Annotated in this window: 14 protein-coding genes; 3 read left to right on the top strand and 11 right to left on the bottom strand. The window is 62.9% G+C overall.

The window, feature by feature from the left end; translation table 11 throughout:
* The 5 genes from EPN59_RS07500 to EPN59_RS07480 form a co-directional block, all read right to left on the bottom strand.
* Positions 1-2,223, bottom strand: coding sequence for a polysaccharide biosynthesis tyrosine autokinase (locus EPN59_RS07500; protein WP_293036590.1), 2,223 nt, complete (start codon positions 2,221-2,223; stop codon positions 1-3).
* Between the two features lie 73 nt (positions 2,224-2,296).
* Positions 2,297-3,466, bottom strand: coding sequence for a polysaccharide biosynthesis/export family protein (locus EPN59_RS07495; protein ID WP_293036588.1), 1,170 nt, complete (start codon positions 3,464-3,466; stop codon positions 2,297-2,299).
* Positions 3,460-3,906 (bottom strand): low molecular weight phosphotyrosine protein phosphatase, encoded by a 447-nt coding sequence (locus EPN59_RS07490; protein WP_293036587.1) that lies wholly within the window; start codon positions 3,904-3,906, stop codon positions 3,460-3,462. The genes EPN59_RS07495 and EPN59_RS07490 overlap by 7 nt, the downstream gene beginning before the upstream one ends.
* A gap of 61 nt (positions 3,907-3,967) precedes the next feature.
* Positions 3,968-5,383, bottom strand: coding sequence for a UDP-glucose/GDP-mannose dehydrogenase family protein (locus tag EPN59_RS07485; RefSeq protein ID WP_293045800.1), 1,416 nt, complete (start codon positions 5,381-5,383; stop codon positions 3,968-3,970).
* Between the two features lie 90 nt (positions 5,384-5,473).
* A complete protein-coding gene (locus EPN59_RS07480; protein WP_293038085.1) occupies positions 5,474-6,853 on the bottom strand; it encodes an undecaprenyl-phosphate glucose phosphotransferase in 1,380 nt (459 codons plus the stop codon).
* Between the two features lie 495 nt (positions 6,854-7,348).
* Here EPN59_RS07480 and EPN59_RS07475 point away from each other — a divergent pair, with 495 nt between their 5' ends.
* The gene (locus tag EPN59_RS07475; RefSeq protein WP_293045797.1) at positions 7,349-8,866 is read left to right on the top strand and encodes a mannose-1-phosphate guanylyltransferase/mannose-6-phosphate isomerase; all 1,518 of its coding nucleotides are present in this window, start codon (positions 7,349-7,351) and stop codon (positions 8,864-8,866) included.
* Between the two features lie 64 nt (positions 8,867-8,930).
* On the opposite strand, the gene EPN59_RS07470 is transcribed toward EPN59_RS07475, so the two are convergent.
* Positions 8,931-10,190: a transposase gene (locus EPN59_RS07470; protein ID WP_293045795.1), complete on the bottom strand. Its 1,260-nt coding sequence runs from the start codon at positions 10,188-10,190 to the stop codon at positions 8,931-8,933.
* Positions 10,191-10,790: 600 nt separating this feature from the next.
* Here EPN59_RS07470 and EPN59_RS07465 point away from each other — a divergent pair.
* Complete coding sequence (locus EPN59_RS07465; RefSeq protein ID WP_293045793.1) at positions 10,791-11,252, top strand: DUF2501 domain-containing protein; 462 nt, start codon at positions 10,791-10,793, stop codon at positions 11,250-11,252.
* A 161-nt stretch (positions 11,253-11,413) separates the two neighbouring features.
* Complete coding sequence (locus EPN59_RS07460) at positions 11,414-11,857, top strand: hypothetical protein (RefSeq protein ID WP_293035568.1); 444 nt, start codon at positions 11,414-11,416, stop codon at positions 11,855-11,857.
* Positions 11,858-11,883: 26 nt separating this feature from the next.
* Here the strand turns inward: EPN59_RS07460 and EPN59_RS07455 are convergent, their stop codons facing one another.
* The 5 genes from EPN59_RS07455 to livH form a co-directional block, all read right to left on the bottom strand.
* Positions 11,884-12,477 (bottom strand): DUF4337 domain-containing protein, encoded by a 594-nt coding sequence (locus EPN59_RS07455; RefSeq protein WP_293035569.1) that lies wholly within the window; start codon positions 12,475-12,477, stop codon positions 11,884-11,886.
* 348 nt (positions 12,478-12,825) lie between these two features.
* Positions 12,826-13,527 (bottom strand): ABC transporter ATP-binding protein, encoded by a 702-nt coding sequence (locus tag EPN59_RS07450; RefSeq protein WP_293035570.1) that lies wholly within the window; start codon positions 13,525-13,527, stop codon positions 12,826-12,828.
* The gene (livG, locus tag EPN59_RS07445) at positions 13,527-14,297 is read right to left on the bottom strand and encodes a high-affinity branched-chain amino acid ABC transporter ATP-binding protein LivG (protein WP_293035571.1); all 771 of its coding nucleotides are present in this window, start codon (positions 14,295-14,297) and stop codon (positions 13,527-13,529) included. The genes EPN59_RS07450 and livG overlap by 1 nt, the downstream gene beginning before the upstream one ends.
* Complete coding sequence (locus EPN59_RS07440; RefSeq protein WP_293035572.1) at positions 14,294-15,574, bottom strand: high-affinity branched-chain amino acid ABC transporter permease LivM; 1,281 nt, start codon at positions 15,572-15,574, stop codon at positions 14,294-14,296. The genes livG and EPN59_RS07440 overlap by 4 nt, the downstream gene beginning before the upstream one ends.
* 7 nt (positions 15,575-15,581) lie before the next feature.
* Complete coding sequence (gene livH / locus EPN59_RS07435) at positions 15,582-16,508, bottom strand: high-affinity branched-chain amino acid ABC transporter permease LivH (RefSeq protein WP_293045791.1); 927 nt, start codon at positions 16,506-16,508, stop codon at positions 15,582-15,584.
* Between the last annotated feature and the right edge of the window lie 65 nt (positions 16,509-16,573).

Raw genomic sequence — 16,573 nt, 5'->3', positions numbered from 1 at the left:
TCAGGCGCTCAAATATTCCTGCGCGGCCGCGTAACCGTACGCATAGCTGCCGCGCGCACGCTGCGGCACCGCATTGAAGATGCCGCCTTGCACGCGCACGCCCGCATTGCGAAGACGCTTGAGCGTATCGGCAATCTCGCCTTCCGAATGCATGCCCGAGCGCAGCACGAGGAACGTCGAGCCCGCATGTCCGCCGATGATGGCGGCGTCGGTCACGGCAAGCACCGGCGGCGTGTCGATCAGCAGCACGTCATAGCGCTGCGACAGCCCTTCGAGGTATTGGCCAAGGCGCGGCGACATCAGCAGTTCGGACGGATTGGGCGGACGGCGCCCGCAAGAGATGAAATGCAGGTTGTCCACTTCGGTCGCGCGAATGGATTCATCGAGCGAGATCTGGCCCGAGAGCAGTTCGGAAAAACCGTTCTCCTGCGAGCCGCCGAGGTAGCGTTCCAGCGTGCCGCGCCGCATGTCGCCGTCGATCATCAGCACGCGCTTGCCCGAGTGCGCAAGCAGCACGGCCAGATTCGCGGTGATAAAGCTCTTGCCGACGCCGGGCACTGAACCGGTCAGCATCACCACGCGATTGCGCGCATCCATCACGCTGAATTGCAGCGAGGTGCGCAGGCTGCGCAGGCTTTCGACCGTGAGGTCCTTCGGGTGCACGTTCGCGAGCACTTCGCGCATGCGCGTGCCGCCGCGAATCGGTGCGCGCTTTTCGAGCGCCGTCTGCTCCGTGGACATCGGCACGAGGCCAAAAACCGGCAACTGGAATGCGCGCTCGATCTGGTCGGCATCGACGATGCCCTTGAACATATTGCGGCGCATCAGCACGAAACCGGTGCCGACAATCAGGCCGAGCAGCGACGCGGCCGAAATGATCAGCAGTTTCTTCGGCTTCGCAGGTTTACCCGGACGCATCGCCGCATCGACGATATGCACGTTGCCGCCCGTGCCCACGCGCTGAACCGCCAGCTCCTGAATACGGTTCAGCAGCAGCACGTAAATGTCTTCGGCCACCTTGGCGTCGCGTTGCAATTGCACGGCTTTAACTTCCGTCGCGGGCAGATCGCGAAAACGCGTGTCGTATTTGGCGCGTTCGCCTTCCAGCTCGGTAAGCTGCTTGTGCGCGGCGATCAGCACCGGATGCGCGTCGCCAAAGCGTTGTTGCAGCGAAGCGATCTGCAATTGAAGGGCGGAAATCTGCTGCTCGTACTGCACGCTGCCTTCCAGATAGATCTTCGCCTCGTCGCTCGCATTGATCGAACCGGACTTGCTCTGGTAGGCCGTGAGCGCGGCTTCGGCATTTTCGAGGTCGGCCTTCAGGCGCGGCTGCTCGCTGCGCAGGAAGTCGAGCATCTTGCTTGCGTCGGCCTGCTTGCTCGCAACGTGCACGCGCAGATACGACTGCGCAAGCGCATTGGCGATTTCGGCCGCGCGCACGGCATCGGTATCTTCGAGCGCGATGTCGATCACGCCCGTTTGCTTGCCCTCTTCCTGCACCGTGATTGCGTTCTGGAATGCCGTGATCGCATCGAGGTTGTTCATGCGGACCACGGTAAAACGCGTGCCTGGGCGCGCAACAAGCCGGTTCACCAGCAACGTCACGCCATTGCCCTGTGCAGTCTCGCCCGCCACGCCTTCGAGCAGGCGCTCGCCGTCCGGACTGTGCAGGACGAAGCGTCCGTTCGACAATGCCGTCAACGTGAGCTTCTTGCCTTCGAGCGCAGGCGTCACGTCGATCGAATCGATGTCGGCGATTTCGCCGCCCCACGCGAACTTGTCGAGCCCGAGCCATGGTTTCGCGGGCGTACCCGGCGTTGCAAGCCGGTTCGCCAGATTGCCGAGCACCGGAAGCGAGACGGGTGCGACGGAGAAGTTCAGCTTGAACTTGTCGACCACCGGCTCGACCACGCTGCGGCTCTTGATCATCGCGATTTCGGCGTCGGTCGGCAGCGACGCGGACGATCCGCTATTGATCGCCGCGCCGGTCTGCGTTTGCGTAAGCGCCTGTGACGTGTAGTCGGCCGGCTCGACGCGGACCTGCGTATCGGCCGTATAGACCGGCTTCGCCACGTAGCAATAAAACACGGCGATGCCGATCACAGCCGCCGCAATGGCGAGGAGCCAGACGATGTCGTCGAGAATGACGCGCAGTAGCTGGCCGAGGACCACGTCCTCTTCTTCGGTGCGAGCCGCCGGGGCCGCCTGCGGGATGATTTGCATGCTCACGTTTCGATCCCCATGAGTAAGTGTTGCTCCTGACTGTGTTCGTCTTCGTACTGAGGCAGCACACGCATCACTTCGCGATCTGCTTGAGATAGAAAACGGTCTGGATGGTCGGCAGCACCTGCTGCAACACGCGGTTGAAGGTAGTCGAGGCGGCCGTGCCGACGTACACGACATCCAGCGGCTTGAGCTGGAATTGCGACGAAAGCATGATCGCGTCCGGTTGCGTCATGTCGAGCCGGTAGATATCCGGCTGAGTGGGGTTGTCTTTCATCCCGCGCATCACAAAGACCTGGCGCGGGTTCGCATCGGTGTCGAGAATGCCGCCCGCCTGCGTAAGCGCGTCGGCAATCGTGAGCTTTCCGCGGATCAGGCTCGTCTGCGTCGGCGTTTTCACCTCGCCCATCACGAAAATCCGGCTATCCGTGCGATCCGGAATGTTGATGACGTCGCCGTCCTGAAGCATCACGTTCTGGCTCGCATCGCCGCCATCGAGCATGCGGTCCGCGTCGAGCACGTAGAGCTTGCCGCCGCGCGTGAGACGCACGCGGTTGATGTCGGCGTTATCGGTCGTGCCGCCCGAGCGCGTAATCGCATCGATGAGCGTCAGCGGCACGTCGCTCATGGCGAGCGGACCTGGCGTCTTCACGTCGCCCGTCACCTGCACTTTCTGGCTGCGGTAAGCGAGCACGCGCACGTCCACCTGCGGGTTCTTCACGTATGGCCCGAGTCCCGACGCGAGCTGGTCGCGCAACTGGCCCGGCGTCTTGCCCGCCGCGCGCACGCGCCCGACGAACGGGAAGTAGATCGTTCCGTCCGCAGCGACCGTCTGCCCGTATGGATCGGCCTGCCCCGGCAGCGCGCTCGTATAGGGCTGCGCGAGCGCCTGACCCACGGTCTGCGTGGTATTGCCGCCCGCCGAGAACGTCGAGCCCTGCGGCGTCGTGAGTTCCGGGTGATCGAAGACGGTCACGCCGAGGATGTCCTGCGGCGCGATGTGATAGATGTAATTCGCCGCGTCGTGATAGCGCGATGGCGGCATCACCTGCGGCGTCGCCGCAACCTGGGCCTGCTGCATGACGAGTTGCGAGTCGATCAGATGCACCGTCAACTGCTGTTTCGGCTGATTCGACGGTTCCTCGTGCAGTCGCGACGTATCGAGGTAGTTGCCGGGCGCCGTGGAGCATGCCGAAACGAACGCGCTCAGCGCCAGCACTACAGTGAGTTTTTTCCTTAGCATATTCGGCTCATCCATCCCTTCACCAGACGATCCATCAGTTCGAGACTGTCGCAATACACGCCCTCATCGAGGCCGTGCGGATCTGCGACATCCGAGTTTTCCCACTTGCCGAGCGCGAACACCTTGCCGCGCGCGGTGGGTTCGATGCGCTCGATCACGGACACCTGCTTGCGCTCCGTGACGAGCACGAGGTCGGCGGCGCGCACGAGACGCCGCGTGAGACGGCGCGCGCGATGCTCGCCCACGGCCACGCCCCGTTCTTCGAGCAGGCGCTGCATCACCGGATCCATGTCCGCGCCTTCCTTCGCGTGAATGCCCGCCGAATGGAACGCGTGCTTGCGCTCGCCAGCGCGTTCGCGCGAGACCGCACGAAACAGTTGCTCCGCCGCTGGCGAGCGGCAGACGTTCGCGTGACAGACAATCAACACGTCCTGAAACATGGCAGCCCCTTTGTTGCCCTTTATTGCGCTTTATTGCCCGTTGTTGCGGTGAGCGCTGCGATTACGCGGCCTGGGTCCGCACAGCGGACTCGGCGCGTGCGCGTGCCGAATGCGTCGCACTCGCGCGGCCCACGGCGTGATATTCGATGCCGAGTTCCTGAAGCGCGGGCGGATCGTAAAGATTGCGGCCGTCGAATACGATCGGCGACTTCAGCCGCGCTTTCAGCACGTCGAAATCGGGCGCCTTGAATGCCTTCCATTCAGTTGCGATGACAACCGCATCGGCGCCGTCCACGGCATCCATCGCATCGCTCGCGTAGGTGAGCCGCGCGGCCTGATCGGGCACGTTCGCCAGATCGAGTGCGAGCACGCGCCGTGCCTCGCCGCCCGCAACCGGGTCGTAGGCGCGCACGCTCGCGCCGCGCGCGAGCAGTTCGGCGATCAGCGTGCGGCTCGGCGCTTCGCGCATGTCGTCGGTATTCGGCTTGAACGCGAGCCCCCAGACCGCGAAGGTCCTTCCGCACAGATCCGAGCCGAAGCGCGTGACGATCTTTTGCGCGAGGACGAGCTTTTGCGCGTTGTTGACCGATTCGACCGCACGGAGAATCTGCAGCGGGTCGCCGAAATCTTCCGCCGTGCGCATCAGCGCTTTTACATCCTTCGGAAAACACGAGCCGCCGTAGCCGCAGCCCGCGTACAGAAAGTCATAGCCGATGCGCGGGTCCGAACCGACGCCGCGGCGCACCGATTCGATATCGGCCCCCACGCGGTCGGCCAGATTCGCGAGTTCGTTCATGAACGAGATGCGCGTGGCGAGCATCGCATTCGCCGCATACTTCGTGAATTCGGCCGACGCGACGTCCATATACAGCGTGCGTTCGTGATTGCGGTTGAACGGCGCGTAAAGGCGCTTCATCATTTCCTTCGCGCGCTCGCCCGGCACGTCGTCATTGCCGCCGAGCACGATGCGATCGGGCCGCGCGAAATCTTCCACCGCTGCGCCCTCTTTCAGAAACTCGGGATTCGACATCACCGAAAACATGTGCGATTGACCGCGCTTGCGCAATTCGCTTGCAATGGCGTCGTGCACAAGCGCGGCGGTGCCCACCGGCACGGTCGATTTGTCGACGATCACCTTGAATCCGTTCATGTGCCGCCCGATATTGCGCGCAGCGGCCAGCACGTATTGCAGGTCGGCCGAACCGTCCTCGTCGGGCGGCGTGCCGACCGCGATGAACTGGACGTCGCCGTGCGCGACGGCGGCGGCGACATCCGTGGAGAACGTCAGGCGCCGCGCGCGGCGGTTGCGTTCGATGATCTCCTGCAGACCCGGCTCGTGAATCGGCACGATACCCTGATTGAGCATTTCGATCTTGCGTGCGTCGACATCGAGGCAGAACACGTCGTTGCCGATGTCGGCCAGACACGCGCCCGTTACGAGACCCACATAACCGCTGCCAATGATCGTCAGATTCATGCCCACCTCAAATAAAGTGATTTCCGATTGCCTACCGTATGACCGGCGGCGGGACCGGCGGCTCTATCGCGCGCCGCGTGCCCGCCCGGCTCAATAGGCGTTTTGTCCTGCGAAGCCTTTCCACATCGTCATCGCGACGATCTTCAGATCGAACATGAAGCTCCAGTGCTGCATGTAATGCAGATCGAAACGGACGCGGTCGCGCATTTTTTCCACGCGATCCGTTTCGCCGCGAAAGCCGTTGACCTGGGCCCAGCCCGTAATGCCGGGCTTGATGCGATAGCGCTGCATGTAGCCGCGCACGAGATTCTTGTAGATGTCGTCGTGTTCGAGCGCGTGCGGGCGCGGCCCGACCACCGACATCTCGCCCTTGAGCACGTTGATGAACTGCGGCAGTTCGTCGAGGCTCGTGCGACGCAGGAATGCACCCACACGCGTGATGCGCGGATCGTTGCGGCGCGCCTGCGTGACCTGCCCCGCACTTTCCGCATGCATCTTCATCGAGCGGAACTTGTAGATTTCGAATTCGTTGCCGTCGAGCCCTTTGCGACGCTGGCGAAACAGCACCGGCCCCGGCGACGAGCACTTCACTGCCACGGCGATCACCGCGAGAAGCGGCGCGAGTGCCGCAAGGACGCACGCGGCGAAGAGCCAGTCGAACGCACGCTTGGGCAGCACGCGCAGATCCGTGATCGGCGACGCGGCCAGATTGATTGCGGGCACACCCAGCAGGTCCACGACGGGCTGGCTGAATAGCGCCAGCGCGCGCACATCCGGAATGAAGCGGATATTCACGAAGTCATCGCGCAGTTCCGTCACGATGCGATGGATCGTGCGCTCCTTCGAGATCGGCAGCGCCAGCCAAAGCTCGCGAATGCCGTGTTCGCGCACGCGATCGAGCATCGCCGGAAGATTGCGCTCCACCGGCACGCCGTCCACCGTGGCTTCGACATCGGCATCGCAATCCTCATCGAACAGCAGCACGGGGCGAAAACCCGCTTCCGGGTGCTGGCGCATTTGCTCGACGAGAAAGCGTCCATAGCGGTCGCCGCCCGCGACTGCCACGTCGCGCTGGTTGTAGCCTTCGCGGCGCAGTCCCTTGAGCACCATGTAGCCGAGCGCCTTCGCCAGGATCAGGAGCACCACCGAAGCCACGGCCCACCATCCGAGCCACAGCCGCGACAGCGAATCCGCGCGGTGCACGCTGAAGCTGAGCAGGATGCCGGTCGCTTCGGCGGCGATCCAGGCGATGCACACGCGGGCGAAGAGGTCGTAGAGCGACTTGCCGCGCCACGACTGATAGATGCCGAACGCGGGGAACATCCAGATCGCCAGCACGCAGTTGAACGCAAGCACGATACTTTCGGCGTCGCTGAGCGGCACGATCCTTCCGTGATGCAGCGCGGCCGCGACCAGCGCGCCCGCGGCAATGGCGGCAACGTCGATGATTCTGGCTAGAACGCTAAACATATCCGGCACCTCGGATCAAAAAAAGAATCACAGCCACGGGCCTGTGTCGTGGCCATCGCGTCATCAAGTTAGGGATTGCGGCGCTCACCGCGCGCCAGCACCGTTAAATCGCATCCGAATTAACCCTAATATGGCGCGATAAAAATTGATTCCGCAAGGCGCAAAAGTATCTCCAAATGTATCGTTATGCGGATGGCCTTTTATAAGCGAATATTTTCGGCAAGATTTGCGGATTCTCGCTGCCTGATGGCCTGAAACACTGGCGGCTTATGGCGCATTCTTACCGATTTCCAGCCACCGCCATCGCCCTCGTGCAGAATATCTTTCTGCCCGCCCGCCATTTTTTATTTTATTTTTTACTCGCTAATCTGCTTAATAGAAAATCCGGAGCAGGCTGAAATCGTTATTTTTTCATTTTCTTAATTACCCTCTTTTAATTCATGAATTTCAGCATGCTACAAATGGTCTGACCGAAACCCTCTTCAGGAGAGCGAGATGATGGAAACGGGTTCCGCAACAGCTACGGTGCGCAAGGCCGAACGCGGCGATTCGCGCAGCACACTGCAGGTCTGCCCCGTGGTGCTGGCAGGCGGCGCGGGTTCGAGGCTGTGGCCCCTGTCACGCGAGCAGTACCCCAAGCAAATGATCAACCTCGTCGGCGAACGGTCGCTGCTCGCCGAGACGGCGGGACGCCTCGATGCACTGGCCGAACAGGTCACGCTTGCGGATCAGTTGCTGATCGTGTGCAACGAAGAGCATCGTTTCACGACCGCCGAGCAGGTGCGGCACGAAGGCAAGCGTGCGCGTCTCATCCTCGAGCCAGTGGGCCGCGACACCGCGCCCGCGCTGACGATCGCCGCGCTTTCGGTCGTTGCCGAACAGCAGGACGGCATTCTCGTCGTGATGCCCGCCGATCACGCGCTCGCCGATCTCGGCGCATTCCAGGCCGCCGTAGCCGAGGGCGTGCGTCATGCGGCGGCGGGACAGATCGTCACGATGGGTATCGTGCCGACCCGCCCCGAAGTGGGCTATGGCTACATTCACGTCGGCGAGCCGCTGGCCGCAGCCGCTCCCGATGGCGCGCGGCGCCTGAACGGTTTTGTCGAAAAGCCCTATTTCGAACTGGCGAAGCAGTACGTCGCGTCGAAGAGCTACTGGTGGAACAGCGGCATCTTCATTGTGCGCGCAACCACGTGGCTGAAGGCGATCCGCCATTTCCAGCCCGCGATATACGAGGCCTGTGTCGCCGCGACCGAAAGCGGCAGCAGCGACGGCGATTTCTTTCGCGTCGGACGCGAGGCGTTCGAACACGCGCCGTCGAACTCGATCGACTACGCGGTCATGGAGCCGCTCGCGACCGATCCGTCTGTGGCAACCGCCGTGGTCGTACCGCTCACGGCGGGCTGGACCGATCTCGGTTCGTGGGACACGGTGTGGCAAGTGTCGCCGAAGGACAACGAGGGCAACGTGGCGCACGGGCGCGTGATGTTCGAAGGCGCCAGCGATACGTTCGCGCATTCGGATGGACGGCTGGTTGCATGCCTCGGCACCCAGGATCTCATCGTCGTCGAGACGGCGGATGCCGTGCTCGTCGCCGACCGTTCGCGCTCGCAGGACGTGAAGAAGGTCGTGCAACGCATTCGTGCGCAGCACGGCAGCGAGGCCGTCACGCATCGGCTCGTGCAGCGCCCGTGGGGACATTACGACTGCGTCGACGGCGGCGAACGCTTCCAGGTCAAGCGCATCGTCGTCGATCCGGGCGCACGCCTGTCGCTACAGATGCATCATCATCGCGCCGAGCACTGGGTTGTCGTACGCGGCACGGCGCTCGTCACGCGCGGTGAAGAGCGCTTTATCGTGTCCGAGAACGAATCGGCCTACATTCCGCTCGGCGTCGCGCATCGGCTCGAAAACCCCGGCAAAATGCCGCTCGAAATCATTGAAGTGCAGTCGGGTTCGTACCTTGGCGAGGACGATATCGTGCGTCTTGACGATCAATATGGCCGGCAATAAGCGGCCAGGCATGAGCGAACGCGGCGCAAATGCGCCGCGAGCCGCGATGTATCGGGCCCGCGTATCAGCCTGCGTGGGCCCGCGTGCGAGGTCTGTATTGCGGATCGGCGGTGCGACGCTCGGAGGAACGGCTCGCCTCAGCGCCGCTATCGCGCCTGTCGTTGGCCGACACCAGCGTGCCGGATGCGGTAAAGCGTTGCAGCGGCACGAGACGTGCATTGGCGGGCGCACCCGTGGTGGCCATCGCGCTTGCCACTGCGTCTGCCACCGTGCTGGGTACTACGTTTGGCGCCACGTTTTGCACCGCATTCGCCACCGCGCTTGTCGCCACGTTTGTCGCCACGTTTGTCGCCACGTTTGTCGCCACGTTTGCCACCGCATTTGTCGCAACATGCACGGAGCGCGTAACGACCGCATTGGCGGGCGCGTGTGCGACCGCCGCACCGGCCGTATTTTGGCCGGGCGCTGCGGCCTGCACAGCAGGTTCGCCGCCGCACTCGCGTTCGATCCAGTCACGCCCCCAGTCCAATGCGAAGTGTTTCGCCGCGTCGCGGTCCTGGAACGGCGGACCGATTAACCCGGAACGCTCGACGCGCTGGTTGTCCTTGAGGATCTCCACGGCCGCACGATACATGCGGTTGCGCACCGGCTGCACCGTCAGTTTCATCACATAACCGCGCCATTCGGCAACCTGCGCCAGGTGCGGCGTACGGTTCGTCCACGTCGTACTACGCGCCGCCACGGGACTTTCGTCGCGCGGTACAGGAACGGATGCGGATGCAACGGGTACAGGCGCGCGCTTGCGCGCGTGCCCCGGCGCAGCGTGCAGCGCGTCGTGCGCGAGAACGGGCGGCTCCGCGGCCACGAGCTGGCGCGTCATGCTTTCGATCGGATCGGCAAGCGGCGCATCGGCCATGCTTGCGGGTGCCTGCCATGCTTCCGGACTCTTCCAGTACACAGCAGGCAATCCATCGTCGGGATCCGTTTCATCGGCAATCGCGGCGACAGTCTCTGCGACAGGCTGTGGGGGTTCGGGGACGTAGACGAAACTACGCCCGCTCTGTGTGAGCCGTTGAACGATTTCGACGAGCGTGCCGCTCGCGTGCCATTCGTCGAAACGGCGGCGGCAGGTGGGCCCGGAAGGATAGCGCGCGGGCAGGCGCGACCACGATTCACCCGTGGTCAAAATCCACAACACCGCATTGGCCACGACCCGCGGCTCCGCACGAGGTCGGCCGCGGCGATTGATTCGAATGGGCGGTTCATCGGATACGAGCGACGACACCATCATCCACTCGTCATCGCTCAGTTCTTCGAAATTCATGCTGTTCTCCACGCAGCCGGACCATGGCTGCAGTGACAAAGCATCCGCGCGCGAACCATGGCTGATTCGCGCGGGAATACTCGGTTGCACCATTTGCTTGTATGCATGGCTCATTTGCGTCAGACGCTGCACTCAGGAAGTGCGCGTATTCACGGTAGTGACGCAAAGAACGTGGTCTCACTCGTGCACGGGAGAAATTGTGCGGGAAGCATACCACCTGAAACCGGCCACTGAGGAGGGCCGAAATAAGTGTTACGGTTAGAAACAAACTGAGGGCATAAAAAGCGTGAATTTTGCCGAAATGCACCTGTAAGTACGGCATTTCTTCCTGCTTTGCGATTCGCTACGCCGCATGGGCGGTATGCGAGTGGCCTCCGTCGCAGCAGGTAAAGCGTGCGTTTTACCTCGACCGATTATCTCGTGCTGTTGCGATCACAACCAACGACAGAACGATGACATTGAATGACAACATGGGTGGCTGCGCGGGTTGCACCTCGCCCGCCGCCGCCGACGCTGTCCAACGCTGCGGCAACCCAGGCGCAGCGTAAAAACGAATCCGTTTATAGTGATAAATCATCGGCTCACCTCGGAGGTTCGTGTATGCAAACGTTTGTACCGCGCCTCGCCGCAGCGCTCGCCATCGGCCTTGTCCTGCCCTTGCCGGCCGCACATGCCCAGCTCGGCAACCTGCTGAACCAGGGCACAACGGGCGGCTCGGCCGGGAATGCACTCGGCAATCTCGGCAATGCCGGCAATCTCGGCAGTGCACTCTCCGGCGCTTCCGTCACGTCGAACAGCGTCGGCAATGTGACCGGCCTGCTCCAGTACTGCATCAAGAACAATTATCTGAACGCCGATGCTGCGGGCAGCGTCAAGGACTCGCTGCTCAGCAAGCTGCCCGGTGGCGCAAACACGACGGACACCGGCTACCAGCAAGGCAGCAGCGGCATTCTGACCGCCGGCAACGGCTCGAAGCTCGATCTCTCGGGCAGCGGACTCAAGCAAGCCGCCACGCGCCAGGTCTGCGACAAGATCCTGGCCCAGGCAAAATCGATGCTGTAGAGCCCGTTCACATTGATAACATGCTTGCGCTAGCACCCCCCTGTCGTGCCACAATCAGTGGCACGGCAAGGCACGCGCGCAAATTTTGTGCCGCGCGCCGTTGAACATGAATGCAGCCGGAATGTCGAAAGAGTTTCCGGGGTGTTTCAGTCGTCACGGCTATGAGCAAGCACAGAACTCCCGTTGTCACACTCTTCGCGGGCCTCGCTGCGATGCTGGTTCCGGCATTCGCGCACGCCGAGCATCGCGACGAGCACTTCGATTGCACGTCGAATCCGCATACGTTCATCTCATCGCTGATCCACGAGAAATCGATCGATGCGAAGCCCAGCCGGGTCGAGGAGAATTCGGTCAACGCATTCCGGCCCGTTCATGGTCGCCAGCTCCGTGCGTTCGGCTTTCCGATTTACATGGTGCTCGGCTACGCGCACGACGACGCACTCTTTCACCACGGCTCGGGCAAAGAAATCGATTCACCGCTTTATGGTGTGGTGGTGTCCGCATCCGAAGATTCGGTACGGCTACGGCTGAGCCAGGCCAACAGCGATGCAACGGTGCAAACCGTCGTGCCGATGCTGCTCACGGCTATAGTCTGCGGCGGCTGACGCGCGCCGCATAACGTCAAGCATGATCAAGCCGAAGAGAACGCCAGTGCGCCAAGCACCACGCCCCCGGCGGCCATCCCCATCGAGGTGTAAAGCAGCCAGCGGCGGCGCGTGAGCAGCGTAATCGCCGTGAGCGCAATCGAGATCTGAATGGCCGTCGTGGCCTGCGCCCAGCGATGATGGCCGTGCATGAGCGTTTCGCTGCGCGCATCGTCGAGCGCCACTTCTCGTTCGATGGCTTCGGCCTTCGCGCGTATCGGCTCCTTCTGCTGGCGATAACGATCGACATCGGCGGCGAAGCGGCGCTGCGCTTCGCTGGCATTGGCCGAGAGCGCCGCACCCAGTGCCGCAAGATTTTCTTTCTCGCCTTTCGCCTGGTAGTACGCCCACTGGTTTGCGGCCTCGGTCTTGCGGATCGCCGCCTCGTTCTTGTAATAGAGCGCCAGATTTTCGCTCGTCCCGCTCTGGTACGCGAAGATCGCGCCGATCGACGCGAGAATCGCCGTCATCACCGCCATACGGCCCGCGAACGAATCGGTTTCACCATGCGCGCCGTGACCGCTCGCAGCATGTTCGACCGCGTGATCGTGCGGCCCATGCACTTCGTATTCTTCAGGCATCCAGTGACTCTCCGGTAAAACGCGCGCGCAGGCGCACCGTTGCGTGTGCGCGCAGCCTCTTCGGCCACTCGTTAAGTGGCGCGCAATCAGGGACGCTCAATTATGGTGAGCGCAGCCCGCTTGTCCAGTCATGAGCATGCATCTTTTCAAAGCGAAAATCCAACCGCATCCAATTGAAAGCAATTTGAAGGAAACTGATCGACGCGATCTACGATGGTGAATTGCGCAAGACGGCGTATGCGAAAACGCCCGCGCGTGCCGCCGTTCATGGAACGGTGGCACGCGCGGGCGTGGCGTACGGCTTGCAGAGACCGAAGGCTTACTGATCGGTCGCTGCCGTGGGCGAAACTAGCCGCCCAGATAGGCGCGCTTGATGTTGTCGTTCGCGAGCAGGTTGTCCGCGGAGTCGGCGAGCACGACATGCCCGTTCTCCAGCACATAGCCGCGATCGGCCACGTGAAGCGCCTTGTTCGCGTTCTGCTCGACGAGGAACACCGTTACGCCTTCATCGCGGATCGTGCGAATGATGTCGAAGATCTGAGCGATCACGAGCGGCGCGAGGCCGAGCGTGGGTTCGTCGAGCAGCAAGAGACGCGGACGGCTCATGAGCGCGCGGCCGATTGCAAGCATCTGCTGCTCGCCGCCCGACATCGTGCCGGCCCGCTGCTTCGCGCGCTGGTTCAGCCGCGGAAACAGCGTGAAGACGTGCTCGATGCCGGCCTCGATTTTGTCGTGCGACGAGAAAAAGCCGCCCATCTGCAGATTTTCGAGCACCGTGAGGCTCGGGAACACGCGGCGGCCTTCCGGCGAAATCGCCATGCCAAGCCGCATGATCTCGTGCGTCGGCATGCGCGTGATGTCCTCGCCTTCGAACGACACGCGCCCCGACGAGGCGCGCGGCGTGCCGCACACCGTCATCATGAGCGTGGTCTTGCCCGCGCCGTTGCTGCCAATCAGCGTGACGATCTCACCCCTGTTCACTTCGATCGACACGCCCGCGAGCGCTTCCACCGCGCCGTAGTGGGTATGGACCTTTTCCAGCTTCAGCATCAGTCCTCTCCGAGATACGCCTTGATCACGCGCGGGTCGTTGCGCACTTCGTCGGGTTTGCCGATCATGATCGGCTTGCCGTGCTCCATCACGAGAATGCGGTCCGACACGCCCATCACGAGACTCATGTCATGTTCGATCAGGAGCACCGAAATACCGAATTCGTTGCGCAATCCATCCACCATCTCCTGCAGTTCGATCTTCTCCTGCGGGTTCAGGCCCGCGGCAGGTTCGTCGAGCATCAGCAGGCGCGGCCGGGTAATCATGCAGCGCGCAATTTCGAGCCGACGCTGGTGACCGTACGAGAGCGTGCCCGCCTCGCGGTTCGCCACGCTCGTCAGGCCCACGCGATCGAGCCACTGCGCTGCGTGTTCGAGCGCCGCACGCTCGGCGCGGCGATACGCGGGCGTCGTGAACAGGCCGCTCAGGATGTTGCGGTTGACCTTGAGATGCTGGGCAACCATCAGGTTCTCCAGCACCGTGAGTTGCCGGAACAGACGAATATTCTGGAACGTGCGCACGAGACCGCGCCGCGCCACCTGATGGCTCGGCAAGCCGGTGATCGCCTGGCCCTGCAGGCGGATGTCGCCCGCAGTGGGTTTATAAAAACCGCCGACACAGTTGAACACCGTCGTTTTGCCCGCGCCGTTCGGGCCGATGATCGCGAACACTTCGTTTGCGCGCACATCGAATTCAATTCCGTCGACGGCGAGCAGGCCGCCAAAGCGCATTTGCAGGCCCGATACTTTCAACAACTGTTCAGCGCTCATCGCGGCAACTCCACATGCGGACGGCTTGCCGGCAGAAGGCCCTGCGGACGCCACATCATCATCAGCACCATCACCAGGCCGAATATCAGCATCCGGTATTCGGCGAAGCCGCGCGCCACTTCCGGCAGCACGGTCAGCAGGACCGCCGCGAGCACCACGCCCAGTTGCGAACCCATGCCGCCGAGCACGACGACCGCGAGAATCAGCGCCGATTCGATGAACGTAAACGACTCGGGCGTGACGAGCCCCTGGCGCGCTGCAAAGAACGCACCGGCGAGACCCGCAAACGAAGCACCGAGCGTGAATGCGGAGAGCTTCACGCGCGTCGGGTTCAGCCCGAGCGAGCGGCATGCAATCTCGTCCTCGCGCAGCGCTTCCCATGCGCGGCCCATCGGCATGCGCAACAGGCGGCTCGTGACGAAGAGTGTGAACGCAACCAGCACGAGCGCGAGCAGATAAAGGAAGATCACCATGTGCTCGCCGTTGTATTCCCAACCCAGCAGCTCATGGAATGTCTTCGCGCCTTCCACGCTCGCGTGGCGCGCCATTTCGATACCGAACACGGTCGGCTTCGGAATGCCCGAAATACCGTCGGGCCCGCCGGTGATGGTCGTGAGGTTGTTCAGCAAGAGGCGAATGATTTCGCCGAAGCCGAGCGTGACGATCGCAAGATAGTCGCCGCGCAGACGCAGCACCGGAAAGCCGAGCAGAAAGCCGAACGTGGCCGATGCGAGGGCTGCGAGCGGCAGACACTCCCAGAACGTGAGACCGAAATACTGGTTGAGTAGCGCATACGTGTAGCCGCCGACCGCGTAAAAGCCGACGTAGCCGAGATCGAGCAGACCCGCGAAGCCCACCACGATGTTCAGGCCGAGGCCGAGAATCACGTAGATCAGCGCGAGCGTCGCGACGTCCACGGCGCCGCGCGAGCCGATGAAGGCGAACACGAAGCCGAACGCGAGCAGCGCCCAGATCGCCACGCGCTGCTGTTTCGCGCCGGGCGCGGGCAGCGCGGGCAGGCGCACGCCGAGCATCGCGCGCTTGAAGAGCGGCTTGACGAGCTGGAACACGAACACGATTGCAGCGGCGATCCAGACGGGCCGCCAATGCTGATGCAGCGCGACCTGATAGCCGTCGAGCGTGAGTTGCAGGCCGAGGACCGGCGCGGTGAGGATGATCGTCGCCAGTGCGGCGGCGAACGCACCCTTGACGGTCTGCGAAGACGAGGCGCCGTGCGCGTGTTGTGCGCCCACGGAAATCGGAAGGGGTTGACTCATGACGTCCTCACACCTTTTCGACGTCCGGCTTGCCGAGCAGGCCGGTGGGACGGAACAGCAGCACGAGCACGAGCAGGCCGAACGCGACCACGTCCTTGTACTCCGCCGGCATGTAGCCCGAAGCGAAGGTTTCGACCAGACCGAGCAGCACGCCGCCGAGCATCGCGCCCGGAATGCTGCCGATGCCGCCGAGCACTGCCGCCGTGAAAGCCTTGATGCCCGCGATAAAGCCGATATACGGATTGAGCTTGCCGATCGTGAGGCCGATCAGCACGCCGCCCACGGCGGCCAGCATCGCGCCGAGCACGAACGTGAGCGAGATCACGCGGTTCGTGTCGATGCCGAGCAGATTGGCCATCTTCATGTCTTCGGCGCAGGCGCGACAGGCGCGGCCCAAGCGCGAACGGGTGATGAAGAGCGTCAGTGCGATCATCAGCACGAGCGTCACGCCGACGATCAACATGCGCGCATACGGAATCGTCACGTCGAAGTTGCCGCCCATGTTGAAGTCGAGCGCGCCGGAGATCAGTTCCGGCACCGACACGTCGCGCGCGCCCTGCCCGATCTGCACGTAGTTCTGCAGGAAGATGGACATGCCGATCGCGGAGATGAGCGGCACGAGGCGCGGCCCGCCGCGCAACGGCCGATACGCCACGCGTTCGACCGCGAAACCGTAGAGCCCGGTGACGAGCACCGAAACGATGAGCGCCGCACCCAGCACGAGCGGCAGCGGATAGCCCGCCGACGTGCCGATGGCCGTGAGCGTGACGAGGCCCACATAGGCGCCGATCATGTAGATCTCGCCGTGAGCGAAGTTGATCATGCCGATGATGCCGTAGACCATCGTGTAGCCAATGGCGATCAGCGCATAGATCGCACCCAGCGTAAGCCCGTTGATGAGCTGCTGGGTGAACTGCGGAAGAAAATCATTCATGCGAAAGCCTCGCGGCGACAAGACCGGTAAAACCGGTCAAGCCCGGATTCGAAAACGCCCCGCCC

The sequence above is a fragment of the Paraburkholderia sp. genome, assembly GCF_004298475.1.
GTDB lineage: Bacteria > Pseudomonadota > Gammaproteobacteria > Burkholderiales > Burkholderiaceae > Paraburkholderia > Paraburkholderia denitrificans.
Note: the sequence above shows the minus strand (reverse complement) of the source record. Positions and strands in the feature narration are given on the sequence as shown.

What these genes read in the sequence shown, in the direction of transcription:
- EPN59_RS07480 (WP_293038085.1), bottom strand. Translation starts at nt 6,853, where the DNA reads ATGTTTAGCGTTCTAGCCAGAATCATCGACGTTGCCGCCATTGCCGCG.
- EPN59_RS07440 (WP_293035572.1), bottom strand. Translation starts at nt 15,574, where the DNA reads ATGAGTCAACCCCTTCCGATTTCCGTGGGCGCACAACACGCGCACGGC.
- livG (WP_293035571.1), bottom strand. Translation starts at nt 14,297, where the DNA reads ATGAGCGCTGAACAGTTGTTGAAAGTATCGGGCCTGCAAATGCGCTTT.
- EPN59_RS07460 (WP_293035568.1), top strand. Translation starts at nt 11,414, where the DNA reads ATGAGCAAGCACAGAACTCCCGTTGTCACACTCTTCGCGGGCCTCGCT.
- EPN59_RS07485 (WP_293045800.1), bottom strand. Translation starts at nt 5,383, where the DNA reads ATGAATCTGACGATCATTGGCAGCGGTTATGTGGGTCTCGTAACGGGC.
- EPN59_RS07475 (WP_293045797.1), top strand. Translation starts at nt 7,349, where the DNA reads ATGATGGAAACGGGTTCCGCAACAGCTACGGTGCGCAAGGCCGAACGC.
- EPN59_RS07455 (WP_293035569.1), bottom strand. Translation starts at nt 12,477, where the DNA reads ATGCCTGAAGAATACGAAGTGCATGGGCCGCACGATCACGCGGTCGAA.
- EPN59_RS07465 (WP_293045793.1), top strand. Translation starts at nt 10,791, where the DNA reads ATGCAAACGTTTGTACCGCGCCTCGCCGCAGCGCTCGCCATCGGCCTT.
- livH (WP_293045791.1), bottom strand. Translation starts at nt 16,508, where the DNA reads ATGAATGATTTTCTTCCGCAGTTCACCCAGCAGCTCATCAACGGGCTT.
- EPN59_RS07450 (WP_293035570.1), bottom strand. Translation starts at nt 13,527, where the DNA reads ATGCTGAAGCTGGAAAAGGTCCATACCCACTACGGCGCGGTGGAAGCG.
- EPN59_RS07490 (WP_293036587.1), bottom strand. Translation starts at nt 3,906, where the DNA reads ATGTTTCAGGACGTGTTGATTGTCTGTCACGCGAACGTCTGCCGCTCG.
- EPN59_RS07500 (WP_293036590.1), bottom strand. Translation starts at nt 2,223, where the DNA reads ATGCAAATCATCCCGCAGGCGGCCCCGGCGGCTCGCACCGAAGAAGAG.
- EPN59_RS07495 (WP_293036588.1), bottom strand. Translation starts at nt 3,466, where the DNA reads ATGCTAAGGAAAAAACTCACTGTAGTGCTGGCGCTGAGCGCGTTCGTT.
- EPN59_RS07470 (WP_293045795.1), bottom strand. Translation starts at nt 10,190, where the DNA reads ATGAATTTCGAAGAACTGAGCGATGACGAGTGGATGATGGTGTCGTCG.